The organism is Bacteriovorax sp. DB6_IX, from assembly GCF_000447775.1.
GTDB lineage: Bacteria > Bdellovibrionota > Bacteriovoracia > Bacteriovoracales > Bacteriovoracaceae > Halobacteriovorax_A.
In genome coordinates, this window is sequence record NZ_AUNJ01000231.1 from 1 (window position 1) to 18694 (window position 18694).

23 protein-coding genes are annotated in these 18694 nt (G+C 37.2%); 10 read left to right on the top strand and 13 right to left on the bottom strand.

Going from position 1 to position 18694, the window contains the following annotated elements:
• Positions 1–180 precede the first annotated feature (180 nt).
• The 7 genes from flgM to flgF all read right to left on the bottom strand — a co-directional run bounded on the left by flgM (position 181) and on the right by flgF (position 5299).
• Entirely contained in the window at positions 181–507 is a 327-nt protein-coding gene (flgM, locus tag M901_RS06840; protein WP_034721049.1) for a flagellar biosynthesis anti-sigma factor FlgM, read from the bottom strand.
• A gap of 47 nt (positions 508–554) precedes the next feature.
• A complete protein-coding gene (locus M901_RS06845) occupies positions 555–941 on the bottom strand; it encodes a hypothetical protein (RefSeq protein ID WP_021277457.1) in 387 nt (128 codons plus the stop codon).
• Positions 942–1054: 113 nt separating this feature from the next.
• Positions 1055–2056: a flagellar basal body P-ring protein FlgI gene (locus M901_RS06850; protein WP_021277470.1), complete on the bottom strand. Its 1002-nt coding sequence runs from the start codon at positions 2054–2056 to the stop codon at positions 1055–1057.
• A gap of 3 nt (positions 2057–2059) precedes the next feature.
• Positions 2060–2785: a flagellar basal body L-ring protein FlgH gene (locus tag M901_RS06855; RefSeq protein WP_021277460.1), complete on the bottom strand. Its 726-nt coding sequence runs from the start codon at positions 2783–2785 to the stop codon at positions 2060–2062.
• Positions 2782–3639 (bottom strand): flagellar basal body P-ring formation chaperone FlgA, encoded by an 858-nt coding sequence (flgA, locus tag M901_RS06860; RefSeq protein ID WP_021277471.1) that lies wholly within the window; start codon positions 3637–3639, stop codon positions 2782–2784. Before flgA ends, M901_RS06855 begins: the two co-directional genes overlap by 4 nt.
• 3 nt (positions 3640–3642) lie before the next feature.
• On the bottom strand, positions 3643–4485 hold the full coding sequence (flgG, locus tag M901_RS06865) for a flagellar basal-body rod protein FlgG (RefSeq protein ID WP_021277478.1): 843 nt from the start codon (positions 4483–4485) through the stop codon (positions 3643–3645).
• A gap of 7 nt (positions 4486–4492) precedes the next feature.
• Entirely contained in the window at positions 4493–5299 is an 807-nt protein-coding gene (gene flgF / locus M901_RS06870; RefSeq protein ID WP_021277459.1) for a flagellar basal-body rod protein FlgF, read from the bottom strand.
• Between the two features lie 200 nt (positions 5300–5499).
• Between flgF and M901_RS06875 the strand changes: the two genes are divergently transcribed.
• From M901_RS06875 to M901_RS06890, 4 genes are all read left to right on the top strand, one after another.
• On the top strand, positions 5500–5712 hold the full coding sequence (locus M901_RS06875) for an exodeoxyribonuclease VII small subunit (protein WP_021277456.1): 213 nt from the start codon (positions 5500–5502) through the stop codon (positions 5710–5712).
• Entirely contained in the window at positions 5705–6604 is a 900-nt protein-coding gene (locus M901_RS06880; protein WP_021277468.1) for a patatin-like phospholipase family protein, read from the top strand. The genes M901_RS06875 and M901_RS06880 overlap by 8 nt, the downstream gene beginning before the upstream one ends.
• Entirely contained in the window at positions 6601–9342 is a 2742-nt protein-coding gene (locus M901_RS06885) for a penicillin-binding protein 1A (protein WP_021277474.1), read from the top strand. The genes M901_RS06880 and M901_RS06885 overlap by 4 nt, the downstream gene beginning before the upstream one ends.
• Positions 9343–9422: 80 nt before the next feature.
• The gene (locus tag M901_RS06890; protein ID WP_021277475.1) at positions 9423–10343 is read left to right on the top strand and encodes an energy transducer TonB; all 921 of its coding nucleotides are present in this window, start codon (positions 9423–9425) and stop codon (positions 10341–10343) included.
• Positions 10344–10348: 5 nt separating this feature from the next.
• On the opposite strand, the gene M901_RS06895 is transcribed toward M901_RS06890, so the two are convergent.
• The 4 genes from M901_RS06895 to M901_RS06910 form a co-directional block, all read right to left on the bottom strand.
• Positions 10349–10654 (bottom strand): hypothetical protein, encoded by a 306-nt coding sequence (locus M901_RS06895; protein ID WP_021277467.1) that lies wholly within the window; start codon positions 10652–10654, stop codon positions 10349–10351.
• Positions 10655–10909: 255 nt separating this feature from the next.
• Positions 10910–11290 (bottom strand): glycine cleavage system protein GcvH, encoded by a 381-nt coding sequence (gene gcvH, locus M901_RS06900; RefSeq protein WP_021277465.1) that lies wholly within the window; start codon positions 11288–11290, stop codon positions 10910–10912.
• Positions 11290–12357 carry a glycine cleavage system aminomethyltransferase GcvT gene (gene gcvT, locus M901_RS06905; RefSeq protein ID WP_021277464.1) on the bottom strand — a complete coding sequence of 356 codons (1068 nt, stop codon included), beginning with the start codon at positions 12355–12357 and terminating at the stop codon, positions 11290–11292. Before gcvT ends, gcvH begins: the two co-directional genes overlap by 1 nt.
• Before the next feature lie 29 nt (positions 12358–12386).
• Entirely contained in the window at positions 12387–13247 is an 861-nt protein-coding gene (locus tag M901_RS06910; protein ID WP_021277462.1) for a bifunctional 5,10-methylenetetrahydrofolate dehydrogenase/5,10-methenyltetrahydrofolate cyclohydrolase, read from the bottom strand.
• An 80-nt stretch (positions 13248–13327) separates the two neighbouring features.
• Between M901_RS06910 and M901_RS17475 the strand changes: the two genes are divergently transcribed.
• Genes M901_RS17475 through M901_RS06935 form a run of 6 tightly spaced genes read left to right on the top strand, consistent with a single transcriptional unit; the run spans position 13328 to position 17743 of the window.
• The gene (locus M901_RS17475; protein WP_021277463.1) at positions 13328–13498 is read left to right on the top strand and encodes a hypothetical protein; all 171 of its coding nucleotides are present in this window, start codon (positions 13328–13330) and stop codon (positions 13496–13498) included.
• 13 nt (positions 13499–13511) lie between these two features.
• Positions 13512–14063, top strand: coding sequence for a crossover junction endodeoxyribonuclease RuvC (gene ruvC / locus M901_RS06915; protein WP_021277466.1), 552 nt, complete (start codon positions 13512–13514; stop codon positions 14061–14063).
• Positions 14064–14070: 7 nt separating this feature from the next.
• Complete coding sequence (ruvA, locus tag M901_RS16375; protein ID WP_021277469.1) at positions 14071–14739, top strand: Holliday junction branch migration protein RuvA; 669 nt, start codon at positions 14071–14073, stop codon at positions 14737–14739.
• 2 nt (positions 14740–14741) lie between these two features.
• Positions 14742–15764: a Holliday junction branch migration DNA helicase RuvB gene (gene ruvB, locus M901_RS06925; protein WP_021277458.1), complete on the top strand. Its 1023-nt coding sequence runs from the start codon at positions 14742–14744 to the stop codon at positions 15762–15764.
• Positions 15765–15767: 3 nt separating this feature from the next.
• The gene (locus M901_RS06930; RefSeq protein ID WP_021277476.1) at positions 15768–16526 is read left to right on the top strand and encodes a hypothetical protein; all 759 of its coding nucleotides are present in this window, start codon (positions 15768–15770) and stop codon (positions 16524–16526) included.
• The gene (locus M901_RS06935; protein ID WP_021277472.1) at positions 16526–17743 is read left to right on the top strand and encodes an amidohydrolase family protein; all 1218 of its coding nucleotides are present in this window, start codon (positions 16526–16528) and stop codon (positions 17741–17743) included. The genes M901_RS06930 and M901_RS06935 overlap by 1 nt, the downstream gene beginning before the upstream one ends.
• 77 nt (positions 17744–17820) lie before the next feature.
• Here M901_RS06935 and M901_RS06940 read toward each other — a convergent pair whose 3' ends face one another.
• A complete protein-coding gene (locus M901_RS06940; RefSeq protein ID WP_021277461.1) occupies positions 17821–18207 on the bottom strand; it encodes a group 1 truncated hemoglobin in 387 nt (128 codons plus the stop codon).
• Positions 18207–18629, bottom strand: coding sequence for a hotdog fold thioesterase (locus M901_RS06945; RefSeq protein WP_021277477.1), 423 nt, complete (start codon positions 18627–18629; stop codon positions 18207–18209). The genes M901_RS06940 and M901_RS06945 overlap by 1 nt, the downstream gene beginning before the upstream one ends.
• Positions 18630–18694: the final 65 nt, after the last annotated feature.

An 18694-nucleotide genomic window follows, 5' to 3' on the forward strand; every position in this document is an offset into this window, starting at 1 on the left:
TCAATGAGATTATTCTTATCTGCAATCTTTGCTTCAAGGTTATCGAGATCACTTTCAAGTAGTAAGGCATACTCATCACATGTCAGATCAAAAAGCTCTGAGTGAAGTTCACAGTGTCTCTTCCAAACATCTGTATTTGAAAGTAGTAAATCTTCAATCTTTGGATTTCTTTTTCTGAGATCATACGCTGAACTCTTCTCCTAAAATCTTATCTGCTAAAGCATCGTAATCAACTTTGTAAGTTCCATCAGCAATCTGCTTTTTTAGAGCTGCAATTTTTTGAGTGTTATCAACTTCAGCAGCATCAGCAACTTTCTTAATTTTAGAAAAGTCTCTTACTGCTTCAGGGATTTCGACTTTAGCATCTCTTTTTGTGTAGCTATCAATATACTTTTGTTTCTCGTAGCTATTGCTCTTTAGATTTACCTGATTAGCTCTACCTGTATTTTTAGTACTAGGTTTAGCATTCGGAAAAAAGTTTGATCTTGTGCTGTCAATGTTATTCATGACTTTCTCCAGCGATTTGTCCATACATCTTTATCTGTTGTGGACGTTTAGGGTGATCGTGCATTCCAATTGCAGGCTTCTTTAGAGCTTGCTTTTTCGTATTGGTAATCATAGTTGGCTTGGTTTCTTAATGTTCCGGATAAATTTGATCGAGAATCATTTTTTGAAGTACCAACACCTTCATTATTCTTAGTCATAGACTGGGCCTGCTCATCAGTCATTAGGGACTGGTAGAAGTTAGCCGAAGAGTCTTTGCTATACTTAGAAACAGATTTTTGCATTTCTTGAATCATCATTTTTGCAAATTCTTTCTCATAAGATTGAGCGACTTCTTTAATTTGTTCAGGAATATACTTAGAGCTGTCCTCAAACTTTTTAGGTTTTTGAACATTCTGATTAGTAATGTGTGGTCTGTGTATTCTTATATCAGTCACAACTCTTCCTGAGTCTTTGGCTTTCCAATCCTCGAAAAGCCCTTCTATATTATCATTTTAGCATTTTTAGCAAAAAAATCAAAAGATTAATGCTATATAAATATTACATACTTCTAGATCAGTTCAATTTCTCCTACGAGAGCACCATTTCTCTTAAGTGCCTGAAAAATTGAGATAAGATCTTCAGGTGTCGCACCAAGTGCATTAAGACTATTTACTAACTCATTTAGTGTAGTCTTTTTGTCAAGATAGTGCATATATCCTGGTTTGCCTTCTTCCTGTCCTTCAGCCTTGATTTCAATAGAGAGGTCTCCATGACTAATGGCAACTGGCTTAAGAACAAAATCACCACCAGCTACAATCGTTCCAGTCCTTTCATTGATAACAATCTTAGCCGATCGATCTGTAAAAACCTTAAAGTTCTCGATGATTGCCATAAGTTGAACTACTTTTCTCTGGTATTGAACTGGAATAATGAGATCAACTGTTGTTGCATCTTTGGCCGAAGCGTATTTTCCACCAAGTTCTTGATTAATAGTTCTTTCAACACGGGCAGCTGTCGTGAAATCTGGATTTTTAAGACTGAGCCTTAGCGACTTCTTTTGATCAAAGTTTACTGCGATTTCTTTTTCAATTGTTGCACCTTGCGGAATTAACGCTGTCGTCGCAAACTTCGCTCCTTGCTTAAGTCCTCCAATAGAGAGAGAACCATTTGCAATTGCATAAACATTTCCATCACCACCCTTTAGAGGTGTAACAAGAAGTGTTCCTCCTGCAAGTGAGGAAGCATCGCCAATTGAAGAAACTGTTACATCTACTTTCTGACCTTGTCTCGCAAATGCAGGCAGCTTTGCCGTAACAATTACAGCGGCAACATTTTTGGAAGAGATTTCATTCCTTGGATTTAGACCGAGCTTTTGAAACATTCTTTTAAGTGATGTGTTAGTAATCTCACCACCGCCATCTCCTGTACCATTTAGGCCAATAACTAAACCATAACCCACAATAGGGTTGTCGCGTACACCTTTAACTGTGGCAATTTCCTTAAGTCTCTCCATCTTTGCATAACTACAAAGAGTGAAAAGTGACAATGTTATCGCAATAAACTTCTTCATGAATTACCTCAGTACCTGCACTGTAGATTCTAAGAATGAATTCGAATCTACTGTATCGTCATCTAGAATATCTTTTCTTGCCACTAGGGCCTGTACTTCAATTAAGTGTTTTCCATTTCTATAGAGTAAGAACTTTTGTCCTCTTACAAGAAGGTGGTCCTTACTAATTTCTTCAATAATGACACTCGAAATTTTGTCATAAGTTTTTTCGTCTTTATTTTCTTCTTCATTATTTGCTGCTGGTACTTGAGCCGGCTGGTTTGCAGCAGGAGCTGCGGCAGCAGTCTTTTTCTTCTTAGGCATAGTTGGAAAGGCTCTTTTAAGTTCAAGAGTAATGGCCCTTTTTAATCCAGACTTAACATTAATGAGAACAATGTCACCATTTCTCTTCCACTTATTCTTAGTGAATAGGTAGTTATCATTTCCTGATCCAGACCAAAGACTAGCACTTGATGAATTATCAACTAAGTCATTTGCTGTGTACCTTCTCTTTGTTTGTTGTTGAGAAACATATTGTCTTTTAACTTGAGGAAGAACATTGGCACGTGAAGAAGTTGAAGGTCTTGTTGATCTTCTTTGCTGTCTAAACCTATCAAATGTATCTTTTCTTACTTTTTCCTTTGCATAGACTCTACCATCAGCACGATCAAACTCAGAATGCATCTTGTTGATGTAGTTAGCACATGAAGTGAATGTTAATAATGTCACAAGTGACAAAACAAGTCTCATAATTCAACCTTTACTTTATTTATTCCTATTACTTTTCCAAAAAATATTTTATTAGAATTTCTATTCTTTAATCTGACCGTATCACCAAGCTTTCCTGTCGCAAGAGGATTGGCCATAAGTTTCATGTTCAGATTATCTTTGTTGAGCTGAACAGAGACAGGAGTTCCATATTGTACTAATGGAACAGGAGTTAAATCCGCTGATTCAAGAGTATGACCCTTTCGGATAGTCTTATTTAGTCTGAAGAAACTAAGAGAATGGTTTGTCGTAAAAACTCTCTCTGGAGATGCGACATAGATCGTCTTAAATTCAAAGTCAGCCTTATTTAGTGGTTGGAAAGTTAGATTTATATTCTTTTTAGCGATAAATGATTTTACTGCCGTTAAAACTTTTCCTTTGACCCAAGTTGTCTCTTTTGTCGTTCCATTAGATTTAACAATTTTAAAATTATTGATTTTACCATTATTACAGTCTTCACAATAAACTTCTAAAAACTCGTCATTATTCAATTTGTAGAACTGTGACGAGAAGTCTTGCTGAATGAGCTCGACTTTTTGATCGTTTGAAAGATTAAGTCTATTGTGAACGATATCTTCAAGGCGTCGAACTCTTATAGATTCAGGTTTGATCGTAATTGTCTTGAGTTCTGGAATGCGTTTCATATAGCTGTTGCTTATAGTACCGCTTGATTCTTTTACAAACTCAGAAATAGATTGAATCTGTTGTGTAGAACAATCTTTTGAATCAAAAGTAATTCTCTTTTCTTTACCAAATACGATAAGAGAGCTTGCTCCGTTAATTAGGCAAGCTTGTGTTGTAAGAGAAAAGAGTGTTAAGAATAAAAATTTATTCATCTATTACCTAATGTTGTTAACAGTCTGTAGCATTTGATCAGCTACTCCCATAACCTTTGAATTCATCTCGTAAGCTCTTTGAGCTCTAATTAGATTTGTCATTTCATTCATAATCGTTACATTTGAAGACTCAAGAGCACCTTGCTGAATACGACCTGAATTACTTTGACCTGGAATATTTTGAATAGCTTCACCACTTGAAGCAGTTAATCTGTATAAGTTTCCACCTGCTGACTTAAGTCCCACTTGGTTAATGAATGTAAAAACTGGAATTTGTCCGACTACGTTAGGCTGAACTTGTCCTTGTAGAAAAACTTCAACTGTACCGTTTGCCGTGATGTTGACACTCTTTGTCCCTGGCGGGAATGTAAAGCCTGGAAAGACTCTATATCCTTGCTTGTTGACGAGATTTCCAGTGCTATCAACATTGAACGAACCATCCCTGGTATAGAGTGTTTGGCCATTTTCATCAATAATCCCAAAGAAACCTTGACCATTAATCATAAGATCAAAAGGGTTGTTTGTTACTTGAGGAGCACCTTGAATGAACTCCTTTCTAACAGCACTAACCTTAGAACCTGAACCAACTTGTAGGCCAACATTGTACATTGTATTGTTTGCCGATCTCGCTCCTGCTTCAGTTACTGTCTCATAGAGAAGATCTTCCATTTCAGCTCGTTGCTTCTTATATGCTGTCGTATTCAAGTTAGCGACATTGTTTGAAATAGTACTAACATTCATCTCTTGAGTTGCCATTCCTGTTGCAGCTGTATTGAGAGCTCTCATCATTGAATAGCCCTTAAAAGATATTGCTAGTGCGAAACTTGTAATAAATAACTTCTTCATACTACTCCTAGAACTTTCCTATTTCGTTAACACCTTTCTGGCTAACTTGATCATATGTTTTAATGACATTTTGAATTGCCTCAAAATGTCTGTGTGCTTTGATTAGTTCAGACATCTCACTGACTGCATTGACGTTTGACTGTTCGACAAAACCTTGGTGAACACTTGTCTTAGTTTCAGCTTTTAAGTTGTTGAGGTCTTTGTTTATAAAAAGAGATCCACCTTCTTTTCTAAGAGCGTGAATATCATTGAATTCTGAGATATTAATTTTAGCTACTGGTTGATTATCCGCGAAGATATCACCTTGAAGAGTAATTGCAACATTTCGTGCCGCTGTTGGGAGAACTATCTGACGCCCTTCTGCAGGAGCTTTGGGGTCATTAGATCTAGCAAGAACAGGAAATCCTTGATCGGTAATTAATGTTCCATCATTTCTAATTGATAAGATTCCACGACGTGTATAACGAATGCCATTAGGAGTTTGAACTTCCAGAAAACCTTTACCCCTAAGTCCAATATCTAAATTATTTCCTGTTGGAGAAAGTTGACCTTGAGTGAAGTCAACAAAGCTTGCATCGACCTTAACCTTGGCGTGTTCAGCTCCATAACTTCTGTAGAAATCTTCAGGGGCCCATTCCTGACGAGGTAAATCGATATCTTGGTAGCCCTTATCTAGAGTCGTAAGATATTCTTTAAAAGTAATGTCGTCTTTTTTAAAACCAGGCGTGTTGACGTTGGCAACATTGTTCGCGATTGTCTCAACTTTCCTCTGTTGAGCAATAGCTCCTGATAGTGGCACCCATAGCTCTTTCATCTGCCCTCCTGGCAAACTTTACCTTCTTACTATACCGAATCCTGTGCCAAAATATCCACATAGGTAAAAATGACCCGCCACGTAACGTGCTGAATTAACTACAAGCCCTGTGTTTAATGGTGTAATATACGACAGATAGCTAGGAAATTTTTGCTAGAGAGCTCTCATTTAGAGAGTAAATATTTTGACGCGGTGTATTTATGGCTAAGAAAATAAACTTTGAGAAAAACTTAGAAGAGCTTGAATCATTAGTTTCAGGACTAGAGTCAGGTGAGCTTAGTCTCGATGAGAGTATTAAGAACTTTGAATCGGGAGTAAAACTCTATACTGACTGCAAGAAGTATCTAGGTGAAGTTGAGAAAAAAATTACAGTATTAACTGAGAGCTTAGAAGAAAAAGAGATCGATGCTTAAGAAATCTTCTCTAATATTTTTAATCACACTCATTATTGTTTCTTGTACAACAACTAAGAAAAAAGAGACTCAGGGGTTTGCGAGTGTTGAGTTAAGCTTTGATCAGGTTACAGAGAGCTCAGCGATCATTGATCCTCAAGATCAAGTTGGTGCCTACGGGCCGGTGTTTGACGAGGATGAAATAATTCAAAATGGGCAGAATACGTCAAAAACATTTGGAGTTCTGATTGCACCGTCTCTTTATAAATCACTTGATGCGGTAGACGTGCTTAAGTGTTTTGAGAAAATGGATCGCCAGGTTAGACTCATTTCTGGAGCAGGGTTCTCGGCCATTATTGCGGCTTTATTTGCACAGGGGGATTCTCCGGAGCAAATTAAATGGAAAATTTATAGAGAGCTTCGTAAAGATAAGTTCACTCCGTATTCCAAAGAGTGGAATCGAGAATGGAATAAGTTCATCGACAAAAATATCTCGAGCAAAAGATTAAAAACCTCAAGTAAGAGCTTATGGCTTCCTGAATATGATAAGGAAGAGGGAAGTGTTCGCTATACGTCTAAAGGTGATTTTCAAGCTATCCTAAAACAAGGTCTCAATATCAATTCTTATGATACGCCTCTAAAGAAGAATTTCTTATCAAGGGAAGGACTTATAGGGTTACCTGTTGATAGGCTAGTCGTGATCAACTCCCTTTCAGATAAGCTTCAATTTAAAAGTCCAGATGGCTACCTACTAGGACTCTACGGAAAAATCTACTCCACGTTAAAGAATGTGGATAATTCAAATATATTAATGATTAATATTAAAACAGACGGCACCCTTGATGCCGCAAATATTGCAACAACAAGAAGAGAGCTCAGTCCAATTTGCTCTCAATTGGAAGAAGTTTTATGAAGAAAATCCTATCAAGACTATTACTCTTAGGATCATTTACAGCACTTATAGGCGGATTATTTGTATTTTCCGTAATGATTTATTTCTCTTTTAGTTTACCAAAAATCTCATCACTTGCAGACTATAAGCCAGCAATCAAGTCACAAATCCTTTCTAAGGATGGGGCCGTTTTAGCAGAAATTGGTGTTGAAAATAGAGATATTGTACAAATTAATGAAATCCCAAAGCTGATTGTTGATGCTTTCTTATCAGCTGAGGATGCAAACTTCTATGATCATACAGGAGTTAACTACCTTGGAATTATGAGGGCCATGCTTGCTAATATTAAAGCTGGTCGTGTCGTTCAAGGGGGAAGTACAATTACACAACAGGTGGCAAAGTCGCTTCTTCTATCTCGAGAAAGATCTGTAACTCGTAAGATTAAAGACTTCTTACTTGCTCAGAAAATTGAAAAAAGGTTCAGTAAGGATGAGATCCTCTTTCTTTATCTCAACCAAGTTTATCTTGGTGGTGGATACTATGGGGTTAAATCAGCATATAGAGGTTACTTTGATAAAGAACTTTCTGAAACAACAGTAGCTGAAGCTGCACTTATTGCAGGACTTCTTGTTGCGCCTGGAAAGTATTCACCCTATATCAATCCTAAATTTGCAAAAACCAGACAAAACTATGTTCTAGGTAGAATGTTAGCAAATGGAAAGATTACAAAAGAGCAATATGAAGAAGCTGTTAACGAAAAGATTAAGTATCGAATCAAAAGAGGTGAGGGCTTTAAGGCCGCTTACTTCACTGAATATGTAAGGCAACAAGTTGTTGATTTAGTAGGAGAGGAGAACTTCTTAAGAAATGGATTTAAAGTTCTTACGACTCTCGATTACGATCTTCAAAAAGTCGCAGAAAAAGAAATTCGCGAGGGTGCAAGGGACATCGATAAGAGACAAGGCTTTAATGGACCAATTGGATTTGTACCTGAAGAAAAGAGAATTGAGCATTATCAGAAATTTAGAAAAGAGCTATACCAGGACAACTCTCATTACTTTATTTTAAATGATGAATTAAACAGAAGTTATGAAATCAATTTTAATGAAGAAGAACTGAAAGATATTCTAGCTAAGAAAAATGAAGAAAGGGCCTCACTTTATAACTCAAGATTTAGAGCAGGTAATATTAGCGATGATCCGCTTTTGGCGCAGTTGAATAAAGGTGACTTTCATAATGCTGTAGTCGAAGCCGTAGATGACAGAGCAAGAATTATCTATGTTTCACTTGGTGGTGTGACAGGAATCATTCCGTATTCTGAATTTCGTTGGGCCCATGAAAGAAGCTTGTCAGAAGACAGGCAGTACTTTCCATATGTTACTTCTCCATCTTCTATCGTTAAGGCCGGAGACATTATTCGTGTAAAAATTCTTGAAAAGAAAACAAGTCTTCAGTCACAAGTATGGAGAGGGTTTAAGTCCTATCTAGAAAAGTCTAGAGATAAGGAATTTGTAAAGAAACAAAGTTACCTCCTATGCTCTTTAGAACAAGAGCCTGAAGTTCAAGCTGCACTCCTTTCACTAAATCCTTTTACTGGTGAAGTTGTCTCAATGGTTGGTGGAACAGATTATGATAAGTCGAAATTTAACAGGGCGCTTCAGTCAAAGAGACAACCTGGGTCTGCTTTTAAACCGGCCCTCTTCGCAGCAGGACTAGAAAATGGATACACTCCAAATACAATAATTCTAGATACACCAGAAGCCCTTGGTGGTGCTGATAGTTCTTTAAATTGGAAGCCTAGAAATTACGATGGAAAATTTAAAGGAGCGATGACATTTAGAAATTCTCTTGAGTTAAGTCGTAATATCCCAACAATTAAAATCGCACTAGATCTGGGAATGTCTAAGATTCACGAATTCTTAAAGAGAACAGGTTTTGATGCAGAGATGCCGAATGACCTAAGTATTTCTCTAGGATCATTTGGAGCAACCCTCCTTGAAATGGTTAAGGCATATTCTATTTATCCAAACGGTGGAAAAAAAGTTGTACCAAAATTCATTACATCTATCGTAGATAGAGAAGGTAAGGAATATTATATTCAAGATGAGACACCAGCGGAAACAGAAGAAAAGGTCGTCGAGTCTAGTGAAGAGTTAGATGTTGAAAAAGCAGCTCAAGAGATGAAAGCTCCAGAAGGTGAAGAAGAAAAGGAAGAAAAAGTAAATCCATTCTATCTCTCACTAAATGAAGAACAGGTTTACGATCCAAGACTGGCCTATATTATGACAAACCTTTTAAAGGGAGTTGTTCATAATGGGACAGGAAGAAGAGCAAAGCAGGTGAGTAATTTTCTGGGCGGAAAAACTGGAACAACGAGTAGCTACGTAGATGCCTGGTTCATGGGATTCTCACAAAATATTGTTACTGGAGTGTGGGCAGGTTTTGACAATAATAAGACAATGGGTTGGGGTGAAACTGGCTCGAAGTCAGCCTTACCAATTTGGTCAGGTTATATGCGTGAAAGTATCAAGAAATATGGTGAAAGGGACTTCCAAATTCCTCTAGGTATCTTGAATGTCTACGTAGATAAACAAACTGGACGAGTTGCCGAGCAAAATGAGCCGAACGCTTTCTTGGAGTCTTTTGTAGAGGGTACTGAGCCTGGGAATGACTCAATTAGCTCATATTTTAAGAAGAAAGAAGCTGCTAAGTCTGAAGGTGATATCTTCGAAGATGAAGAATATTACAAAAATCAATAAATCCTAAAATTAAATAAACAAGTTCCGATAAAGCTCTAAAGGCGTAATGTTATAATCTGACTATCGCTTGAGGAGCTTTTGTGCGAAATAGAAGAATTGAGACAAAGAAGATCATCTGGGCCGCGGCCATCATGTCGCTATTTGCTCATATTGCTCTGATGCCGTCCAAGCTCCTACCATCTATAGAAAGCCTCACTAAAATCACTGAGAAGCCAAAAGAGAAGCGTATAAAGCTTATTTTTAACAAGCGTAAGCCTAAGAAACTCAAGCAAATGGTGACGACAGAAAAACGTAACTTAGAAATTGAAAAAGAGGCTAAGTACTATAGTAAGTTTGATAATGCGACAGAGAGAGAAACTAAGGCCAGTAGAGTAGATAAATTTAATAAGGCCGGTAAGGGTAATGCACTTATTGATAGTAAGGCTCAGAAGATTACGCAAAAGAAATCTAAGAAGAATAAGTCAGATAAGGCCATGAAGAAGTCTAAGAACGGAACTAAGAAGTTCAGTTTCGCAGATTTTGCAGTGACTAAACCAACTCAGGCCCTTAAGAAGCAAAAGCAACTAGTTAAGGGGTTGAAAAATGGTGATGTTAAAAGCAAGGGGCTCGCTAGTAATAATGACTATCTCGATGATGTTCCTTTGGGGGATATGACTCAGTTAAACACTAAAGAGAATATGTACTATGGATTCTACTTTAGAATTAAGCAAAGACTTGAACAACACTGGGGAAAATCTCTAAGAGATAAAATGGATAAGCTTTACAGAAGGAAGGGAAGATTTCCGGCTTCTGATAAACATATGACTTCTTTAAAAGTTACAATTGATGACAAGGGTAATATTGTAGAAGTTTTCATTAAGGGGTCGTCAGGTGTAAGTGAGCTTGATGAAGCTGCAGTTGAATCATTTAATAAAGCTGGACCTTTTCCAAACCCACCAAGTGGTATGGTTAAAAACGGTAGAGCATCAATTGAATGGGGATTTGCCGTAACGAGAAGCTAAACGACTTAGTGGTGATTTTGACCTTGATTGTCTTTAAGCATTCTCTTGATATTGTTAATCCCTTCCATAAGAACGTAGTCAGTCCAAACTTTATCTAGCTCTTTGATAGTTTCAACAATTTGAATCGCAGCTTGATCGTAAGAAATCTTTTCACTTTCTGCTAATTGAGAAATTGCATTACTAATCGCTTTGATAGCTGTTGACTGACAAGCCTTGCTTAATCTGTCTTCATACGTCGTATCAATCTTCTTTTCTTTACCTTTGATGATTGCTGTATTGATTAGTTGAATTGATTCTTGATTTTCGATCATTTATTACCTTTTTAATGAGTAATTACCGAGGTCCTGCTTAAGGGACGAAAGGCAGTATGCGACTTGCGGGGCCTTTCGTAAAGGAAAAAAAAGGAGAGTGTGCAATTTTTTTATTTAGGAAAGCGTTAAGTATTTCTTGATAATTTTCAATCTAATTTGTTGTTAATATAAGGCTTGAATTTTACGTTAAAAATAAAAAGGCCCTCAGTATTTTTTACAAGAGGGCCTTTATATTCTTTTAATTTCTTACTTTATTTATTCTTCACAAAGAGGTGCATAATCCTCTGCGCTAAGAAGTTCTTCAAGCTCTGAAGAGTTAGAAACTTTTAACTTAATCATCCATGCACCATATGGGTCAGAGTTTAAGTTATCTGGAGAATCAACTAGTTCTTCATTAACTTCTACAACTTCTCCTGAAAGAGGGCTGTAAAGATCAGAAGCTGATTTAATAGATTCTACAGCTCCAAAAGTTCCATCTTTATCTAGCTCATCTCCCACTTCTGGAAGTTCAACGAAAACGATGTCACCTAATGAAGACTGAGCAAAATCAGTAATACCAACTGTTACGATTTCACCTTCAAGTTTTGCCCATTCGTGCTCTTTTGTGTACCTAAGTTCTGCTGGAATGTTTGCCATTATTTGTGACCTCCGCTTACAAATGCTTTTGTATGATAATTAGCATTGATTATATTTTTTCTAACCTGAATTTTAAACTCTTTATTTTCTGGAAAATTTTCTCTGTCAATTAGTGCCAAACAAATACCTTTGCCAGTTGTAACAGACATTGTACCAGAAGTAACAATTCCAATTTCTTTGTCATTAGAATCTAAGACTGGATACCCTTCTCTTGGAATACCTTTATCAAGTGAAAGTTTAACGAGTCTTTTCTGAGATGTCGCACCGACGAGTGAGTCTTTTCCAATAAACTTTTCTTTCTTTTCTTTTACGGTCCATTTAAGGGCTGCGTCCAGTGGAGTAAGTTCGTCATTGAGTTCGTGACCATAAAGAGGATAACAAACCTCAAGTCTTAGAACGTCTCTTGAAGCGAGACCACAAGGAGTCACGCCAATATCCATCATTTGTTTCCAAAGTGTTTTGATCGTTTCATGAGAACCAAAAATCTCAAAGCCATCTTCACCAGTGTAACCTGTTCTTGCTAGTATTACAGGTTGATCATTCCAAGTGCTTTCAAATGCTGAGTAGTATTCTGCATCAGTATTTTTAAATCCAAGCTTCGCAAGAGAATCTTCCGTCTTCGGACCTTGAATAGCTAAGAGTGAAAATTCATCAGATCTATTTGTTAGTTCAATATCAAATCCACTCTTCTTTGAATCAATCCAATTCCAATCTTTTTCTATATTGGCAGCATTAACACAGATAAGAACTTTTTCTTCTTCTAGTTTATATGCAATGAGATCATCAATTGCTGTCCCGTTATCTCTACAAAGTGGAGAGTAGACGGCCTTGCCAATTGAAGCACCTTGAAAGTCATTCGTGATGAGGTAGTCAACAAAGGAAATAGCGTCCCTTCCTTCAACGAAGAACTCACCCATGTGAGAAACGTCAAATACTCCAACATTATCCCTAACTGCTTGAACTTCGGCCTTAACACCTGAATATTGAATTGGCATTTCAAAACCAGCAAATGGAGCTAGCTTCGCTTTTAATGCAACGTGTTCCTCATAGAGAGAAGTCCTGCTCATAAAGCCTCCTAAAAATTACATTGAGAATTTTATAAGCTATTTTCTGATGCCTGTAAAAGGTTTTGGGCCACTGAAAAAATAGTCATTGGGCCAATACCTTTTGGAACAGGTGTGATGGCCTTTAGCTGATCCTTGATTTGATGAAAATCACAATCACCAGCAATTCCACCCTCGGGCATACTTGAGATCCCAACATCTAGAACGATCTGACTCTGGTCATTTCTAAAATATTCTTTACCGAACATTTTCGGATTACCGATAGCTGTGATGATAATATCTGCATCACGAGTAATTTCTTTGAGATTAGCAGTTCTAGAGTGAGCGAGAGTGACAGTGGCATTATGATTAGTAAGCAATAAACTCAGGGGTTTACCAACAATAATACTGCGACCTACGATTGCAACTTTCTTACCTTCTAATTCAATCCCGTAATGACGACACATTGTGACGATACCTTTTGGGGTACAAGGAATAAGCTCTTTATCCCCCTTGTTGCCAGCGAAAAGTTTGGCCACATTATAAAAGTGAAAACCATCAACATCTTTTTCTGGACGAACTAAATTAGTTGTATCGATATGAGAAAGAGAAGCTGGAAGCGGGAGTTGGATGAGAATTCCATGGACCTGAGAATCGTTATTATAATTTGCAACAATCTCTAAGAAGTCGTTTTCACTAACTTGTTCATCGAGTTTAACGATCTCACAATCTGCCCCGATTTTTTCGCAAAAGCGCTTTTTATTTCTAGTGTAAATAACGCTGCCAGCATCTTCACCAACAAGAATAACCTTAAGTGAAGGGTGAACTCCTTTGGAGTTAAGTTCGAGACATTTCTTTTTAAGAACTTCAATCTCGTTATCTATTACTGGTTTTGCATATAAAATCTTTTCCATCGAGCCTCATACTACAGGAGATGGCCTATAGTTGGCAATTCTCCACCAGAAAGTGTATAAGCCTTATCAAAGGAGAAGATATGTCTTTTTATTTCGGACTAGGACTTCAATTAATTGGTTTCGCCTCTGTTGGTCTTTGCCTTTTCGCAGGACTTACAAAGGGTGATTACGGGCACTTAGAGTTAGTTCAGTTCTTAGGTGGCTCAGCCGTTTTCTATATCGGTTCTGCTGTTAAATCTAAATCAAAGTAAGTAGAATGATCTTATGATTATTCTTGGTATAGATCCGGGCTCTCGAAAAACTGGTTGGGCAGTTATTGAGGTGCAAGGAAAGAAATTCAAATATATTGCTTCGGGTGTTCATCGTTTTGATAAGATTCCGGAGTTTCTTGATCGATTAGCTGATATTTCAGAATCCACAAAAAATCTTGTTGCAGAATATGAGCCTAATGAAGTTGCATTAGAATCTTTGATCTATGTGCAGTCAATTCCCTCTCTTGCTAAACTTGCGCAGGCGCGAGGTGCGTTAATTGCGGGACTAAGTGAAAAATATAAGAAGAAAATTTTTGAATACTCACCAAATCTTATTAAATCTTCTGTGGCGGGTCATGGACACGCGGCAAAAGAAGGTGTTGAAAAGACATTGAAAATGATCTTTGGAAATATCAAATTCAAAACAAACGATGAGTCGGATGCCCTTGCTATAGCGCTTTGTCACGCTTTGAATCGTGGAAAGGGTCGTGGACAAAGTCCTAAAAAGAAGGGACAATTGAGCTACAGTAAAGGACGCACACTAAAACAAGTTTTTTCCAAGTAGGGACATTATGATTGGACTTATACAAGGAGAAGTAATTTTCAGTGATGGAAATGAACTTATCCTTTTGACTAATTCTGGAATTGGTCATCAAATCTATTTTCAGCACGTTTTACCAGAGGGCTCTAAAGCCGCCATCTTTATTTCTCATATCGTTCGTGAAGCTTCAGAAGATCTTTACGGTTTTAGAACACTTCGTGAGAAGAAAATGTTTGAGATGCTTACAACAGTGAAGGGTGTCGGGCCTAAGTCTGCTTTCTCTCTAATTTCAAGTGTAGGGGTTGGCAATATTATAGATGCGATTCTCTTTGAGAATAAAAAGACTCTAACAAAAGCACCGGGAATTGGAGCAAAGGCCGCCAGTCAAATGATCTTAGATCTAAGCAATAAAGTTGCGAAAATTAAGATGTATGCTGGAAAATCTCTTGTGGTAAATCCACAATCATCACATGATCATGTTGATAACTCGCAAATATCTTTTTCTCTTGAGCCAATGGAAGAAGAAGTCTCTGCAGATATGCCAATTTATGACGAGTCTATTCTTCAAGATACGCTTCTTGCCTGTAAGGAATTGGGATTTAAAGAAGAGAAGATAGTACCTTTGGCCCAAAAGATAATGACTGAAAATCAAATTACTCGACCTGAACAACTTGTTCACCTTGTTCTTAAAGAGGTCTAAGAATGGATGATAGAATTTTTGATCCAGAACTTGGAGAAGAAGAAGTTAAAAGAGAGATTCTCTTAAGACCCGAGAATTTTTCTGAGTATATTGGACAAACAAAAATCGTACAAAATATTGATGTGATGGTCGAATCAGCAAGAATGCGTGGTCAGTCTATGGATCATGTTCTTCTTTCTGGTCCTCCTGGTTTAGGGAAGACTTCACTTGCTATGATTATTTCGAAGGCCCTAGGTTCTGAGTTACATGTTATTTCTGGGCCAGCAATTGAGAAGAAAGGTGACCTTGCTGCAATTCTAACAAACTTAGAAGCACGTGATGTTCTCTTTATTGATGAAATTCACCGTATGCATATTTCAGTAGAAGAAATTCTTTATTCTGCGATGGAGGATTATCGTCTTGATATTGTAATAGGTGAAGGAGCTGCGGCGAGAACAATGCAAATTGATATTGCCCCTTTCACACTAATCGGAGCAACAACTCGTTCTGGACTTTTATCAAACCCTCTTCGTGACAGATTCATGGCCCATTTGCATTTTGACTTTTATGCTGATGAGGAGTTGGCCAAGATCATAGAAAATAATGCGAAGAAACTTAGTCTTTCTATTGAAGAGCAGGCGCGTTTAAAAATGGCAAAATGTTCAAGAGGGACACCAAGGATTGCAAATAGAATTCTTCGGAGAGTTCGTGATTTTGCCGTCGTCAGAAATTCAAACACAGTGACAATGGATGATGTTGATCACTCACTCGATATGATGGAAATTGATCCGAACGGTTTAGACCGTATGGATCGTAAAATTCTATCGGTAATCGCTGATTATTATAATGGCGGGCCTGTTGGAGTTGAGGCTCTGTGTGCCACACTTGGGGAAGACAGAAATACTATTGAAGATGTCTATGAACCCTATCTATTAAAAGAAGGTTTTCTTATTCGTACTCCTAGAGGAAGAGAGATCTCTGATAAATCTCGAAAAGCATTAGGAATGGAAATTGATAATCTTCAGGGAAGTCTATTTAACGAGTAAATTATGATTAAGAATATTATTTTAGTAATTATTGCACTCTATGCATTGAGTACATTTGGTCAAACTGATTATTCACTACAAACAACGATAAGAACTTATTCACTTGGAGCAAGTGTTGATGGTGACTTGGGTTACGCTTATAAGTTTTGGAATAGCGACAAGAACAAAGCATTCTATGGTTATTTCAGACCTTCTGTTCAAATTAAAACAAGCGGTGTTGTGAATTATATCTCTCAACAGATGGATTTTTTCCCAATTTCATTCTTTGGAATGTATATCGGAAGATCGAGCGGATATAGAAACCTCAATGATCTTCAGGGATTTGATTGTTCTAACTCAGTTAACTGTGGGGCAGATAATACTAAGGGCTACTACGGTGTGAACTTAGCACTGGCCTATAAGAAATTTGTTCTTCTCAATCTTTATAGAGTTGAAGAAATTGATTATGACACAAAAGAGTTATTCATTGCAGAAGAGACATCTAACCTTATCGTAAAACCCGAAGATACCGTAAAAAGTTTAACTTCAGTCTTTGGTTATAAATTAGCAGAAGATAAGATGCTTGCTTTATTAAATGTTAATTATACAGCTAAAGAATATGATCAAGATTCTCAAATGACGATGCTTTTAGGACAATTTACTAAAGGTAAGTCCTCATATCAACTAGGACTAGGTAACTTTAGAAATAGAAATAATAAGAATCATTTTTCGGCTCTTCTTATGTATAAATGGAGTGGTGAAAAAGGTTTAAGGCTTTTTTAATGAATAAATTATTAGTTATAACATCAGTATTTTTACTTTCATCTTGTTCTCTCCTTTATAACAAATTGGGTGGTGACTTTGACTATGAACCAGAGCAAATTGATGCCAAATTAAGTCCTGCTGCCAAGAAAATGGTTGCAGATGCTTTTGAAGGTATCGATGAAAAGAAGCTACATGATATGCACTTCCATGTAGTGGGTTTGGGGAATTCTGACTCTGGGATTGAAATCAATCCAATGATGAAGATGTGGTGGAAGCACTTAGGTAAGTACAATCGTTATAATGTTTATATGAGTGCTTCAGGTGTAACTGATAAAGAGAACGCCGATCAACAATATATCGATAGAATTGTGAGGCTTCATAAGTATATGCCAATGAAGTTTAAGACACACATCCTTGCATTTGATAGGCATTATAATGCCGATGGAACAATTAATCACGAGCATACAGAGTTCTATATTCCTAATGAATATATATGGAAGATTTCACAAAAGTATCCTGAGTACTTTGTCCCTGTGATGTCTGTTCACCCTTATCGTAAAGACGCTCTTATCGAACTTGAGAAGTGGGCGAAGAGAGGAGTGAAGTATATTAAATGGTTACCAAATGCCATGGGAATGGATCCTGCAGCTAAAAGAGTAATTCCTTTCTACAAGATGATGAAGAAGTACAATATGATTCTTCTATCTCATGCAGGTGAAGAAAAGGCTGTTGAGGGAGAAGCCTATCAAGCTCTCGCCAACCCTCTTAAACTTAGAGTTCCACTTGATATGGGGCTAAAGGTTTTAATGGCACACCTTGCTTCAAGAGGTAAATGTAAAGACTATGATAATGGAGATAAGGTCGTAGATTGTTTTGATCTCTTTTGGAGAATGTTTCATAACAAGAAGTATGATGACTTACTCTACTCAGAGATTTCAAGCCTTCTAATTTACGAAAGACTTGGAAAACCTCTCGATGTTATTCTTTCAAATCCACAAGTTCACAATAGAGTGGGATATGGATCGGACTATCCTCTTCCTGCGATTAATTGGATCTATAGAACAACAGATCTTGAAGAGAAGGGTTATATAACAGCTGAAGAGAAAGAAATTGTCGATGAGATCTATAGACTCAACCCACTACTCTTTCACTTTGTATTATCAAGAATTGTAAAGCATCCTAAAACAGGCCAGAAATTTACCAAAGAAGCTTTCTATAAGCCAGAGGGAGTCTAGTCTAAGACTAGTCTTCCACTAAGGCGCCTCTTTTTCTAAGAACATTTTCAAAATAATTTATAACTGCATAGAAGGGCTTAACGATCATATCGATAAAAGCTCCACTTTGCAGTTACAATCTTTTCTCTTTCAGCAATCAATAACTCTTTAACAACTTTTACGTCTTCTTCAGAGAATCCATTTTTTATAAAGAGCTTTGTAAAAATCTTTTGAACTTCGTTATATTGAAAGTTTGTGATATCGAGAAAATGGTGAGCCCTTTTTAAAGGTCTTCCCATGTATTCTATTTCAGCACCTAAGGCCCTAGAGACAAATTGTGTCTGGAGTTTAATCAATCTATCCAGGTCAACACCAACAAAGTGAATAGCTATTTCTGGGTGGTCGCAGAGTTCCAGATAGAGCTCATAGATAATATTGTAAATGGTGTTGTAACCACCATATTTTTGATAGATTGATTGTTCCATTAGTGATTCACCACGGCCATTGTTAGACGAGAAATACAAACTAATTTGTTTTCTTCGTTATAGATTTTAATATCCCAGATGTGAGTCGTCTTACCTAGGTGAATATTCTTAGCAACACCTCTTACTAGTCCAGACTTCACAGGTCTTACATGGATTGCGTTAATCTCGAGACCAACAGCATATTGTTTACTTGTATTAAGACATAGATTGGAAGCGATACTTCCAAGACTCTCTGCTAGTACACAACTTGCACCACCATGGAGAATTCCATAGGGCTGATGTGTCTGGGAGTTAACTGGCATTGTTCCAATAAGTTCGTCATCAGTGTAGTCTGTAATCTTAATATCGATATGTTCGAGGATCGTCTTTTGGTTGAACTTGTTTATTTCTTCTAAATTCAGGTCTTTATTCCAGATTGCCATGGAAATCCTTGGTTAAAATTTCTTAAAAATACGCAAATTGCATCATTTATAGGCGATTTTATCCG